The 1795-nt window shown below is 60.7% G+C and carries 2 protein-coding genes and 1 pseudogene; all 3 read right to left on the reverse strand.

Going from position 1 to position 1795, the window contains the following annotated elements; translation table 11 throughout:
* A pseudogene (locus RMO57_RS09505) lies at positions 1-332 on the reverse strand (NADH-quinone oxidoreductase subunit F); the annotation flags it as partial.
* Positions 333-348: 16 nt separating this feature from the next.
* A complete protein-coding gene (gene nuoE / locus RMO57_RS09510) occupies positions 349-870 on the reverse strand; it encodes an NADH-quinone oxidoreductase subunit NuoE (protein ID WP_310386034.1) in 522 nt (173 codons plus the stop codon).
* Between the two features lie 8 nt (positions 871-878).
* Positions 879-1795, reverse strand: a 917-nt coding sequence (locus tag RMO57_RS09515) for an NADH-quinone oxidoreductase subunit D (protein ID WP_310386035.1), incomplete at its 5' end; no start/stop codon positions are given.

The raw sequence follows: 1795 nt of genomic DNA on the forward strand, positions 1-1795 counted from the left end.
CCCTCGTCGGAATTGCACACCAGGTACTTCTGGCCCGGGAACTGGCGCGGCATGAAGCTCCACTTCAGGCCGGTCGGGAAACCCGCACCGCCACGGCCGCGCAGGCCCGAGGCCTTGACTTCGGCGATCACTTGGTCTTGCGTCAGCGGTGTGCCTTCGGGCGCGCCCTCGCCTTTCAAGATCTTGCGCAGCGCCGCATAACCGCCACGCGCGACGTAGTCCTGCAGGCTCCAATTCTTGCCATTCAGGCCGGCATAGATTTGCGCGCCAAGGTGGCGGTCATGGAAGCAGGTTTCGGTGCCCTGGCTTTGAAATTTGGAGAGGTCCAGCATGCTTACTTCCCGTTCCTCAGTTCTTGGCGGCTGTTTGTGCAGCGTGGGCTTTGAGCGTGTCGACGAGCTCGTCTAGACGCGCATGGCTCATGAAACTACACATCTGGCGGTCGTTGACCAACAGCACCGGCGAATCGGCGCAAGCACCCAGGCACTCGCTTTTTTGCACCGTGAACAGGCCGTCGGCGGTCGTGCCACCCTCTTCCACGCCGAGCTTCTCGCACAGATGGTTCAAGGCTTTTTGCCCATCGCGCAGCTGGCAAGGCAGGTTGGTGCAGACGTTCAACTTGAACTGACCCAACTTGCGCTGGTTGTACATGTTGTAGAAGGTCGTCACTTCATAGACGGCGATCGGCGGCATGCCCAGATAGGCGGCGATCACGTCCTCGCTGGCACGCGAGACAAAACCGATTTCGTCTTGCACGATGGACAAGCAGGCCATCACGGCCGAAGCCTTTTGATCGGCCGGGTACTTGGCCACTTCACGGGCGAACTTGGACGCCGTAGCTTCACTCAGAATGTAGTCTTCAGTGCTCATTGAATTACTCACCGATCGATCTCGCCGAACACGATGTCCATCGTGCCGATGATGGCCACCGCGTCGGCCAACATATGGCCTCGCGCCATTTCATCCAGCGCTGCCAGATGCGCGAAACCAGGCGCCCGAATCTTCAGGCGATAGGGCTTGTTGGCGCCGTCGCTGACGATGTAGATGCCGAACTCACCCTTGGGATGCTCCACCGCCGCATAGGCCTCGCCCTCGGGCACACAGAAACCCTCGGTGAAGAGTTTGAAGTGGTGGATCAACTCCTCCATATTCGACTTCATATCGACACGCGAAGGCGGTGCAACCTTGTGGTTGTCGGTGATCACCGGGCCGGGGTTGGCACGCAGCCAAGCCACACATTGCTGGATGATGCGATTGCTCTGGCGCATTTCCTCGACCCGCACCACATAGCGGTCATAGGTGTCGCCCTCGGTGCCTACAGGTACATCGAAGTCAACTTTGGCATAGGCGTCATAGGGCTGCGTCTTGCGCAAGTCCCAGGGGATGCCGCAGCCGCGCAGCATCGGGCCGGTGAAGCCCATATTCAGGGCGCGCTCAGGCGTCACTACGCCGATGCCGACGGTGCGCTGCTTCCAGATCCGGTTGTCGGTCAGCAGCGTCTCGTATTCGTCGACGTAGCCTGGAAAGCGCTGCGTGAAGGCGTCGACGAAGTCGAGCAGGCTGCCGCTGCGCGTGTCGTTGAGCGCGTCGATGGCTTTCTGGTTCTTGATGCGCGAGACCTTGTACTGCGGCTTCGAATCGGGCAGGTCGCGGTACACGCCACCGGGGCGGAAGTAAGCCGCGTGCATGCGCGCGCCCGATACCGCTTCGTACATGTCGAACAGGTCTTCACGCTCGCGGAACGCGTAGATCAGGATGTTCATCGCACCGCAGTCGATGCCGTGCGCGCCCAACC

Origin of the sequence: Roseateles sp. (assembly GCF_031397715.1) — a bacterium.
GTDB lineage: Bacteria > Pseudomonadota > Gammaproteobacteria > Burkholderiales > Burkholderiaceae_C > Paucibacter_A.

What these genes read in the sequence shown, in the direction of transcription:
- nuoE (WP_310386034.1), bottom strand. Translation starts at nt 870, where the DNA reads ATGAGCACTGAAGACTACATTCTGAGTGAAGCTACGGCGTCCAAGTTC.